Origin of the sequence: Vibrio sp. 10N.261.52.C11, assembly GCF_041471405.1 — a bacterium.
Classification (GTDB): domain Bacteria; phylum Pseudomonadota; class Gammaproteobacteria; order Enterobacterales; family Vibrionaceae; genus Vibrio; species Vibrio crassostreae_C.
On record NZ_JBFROI010000030.1, the window covers coordinates 87306 to 87703 of the forward strand.

The window sequence follows — 398 nt, forward strand, 5'->3', positions numbered from 1 at the left end:
GACACTGATGTCCGCTAACGTATCTTTGACGATGGTATCGCTAGAAGTAGCAATATTGCCTGCAACGTCGGTAACGGTGGCTTCAACCGTCAAAGTGCCTTCGGAAAAGTCAGAATAGTCCTGATCTGTTAGAGTCCAATTTCCCCCCGAAACCGTGGTTGAATACTCTACCGAGGTACCAACACTGTCTGTGATAGTAATTGAAATCGTTTGGCCGTCTTCCACATTGGAGACTCTACCAACCAAAGCCCCATTACTTACTTCTGTTGAGTTGTAATATTCATCACTAAAACCATCGAAATTGACACTGATGTCCGCTAACGTATCTTTGACGATGGTATCGCTAGAAGTAGCAATATTGCCTGCAACGTCCGTAACGGTGGCTCCTACTGTTAAAA

The 398-nt window shown here is 44.7% G+C and carries 1 protein-coding gene; it reads right to left on the reverse strand.

The genetic code is table 11. The features are described 5' to 3' along the window. Positions 1 to 398: Ig-like domain-containing protein (locus AB4323_RS12995; protein WP_372152660.1), on the reverse strand; the 398-nt coding region annotated here is incomplete at both ends.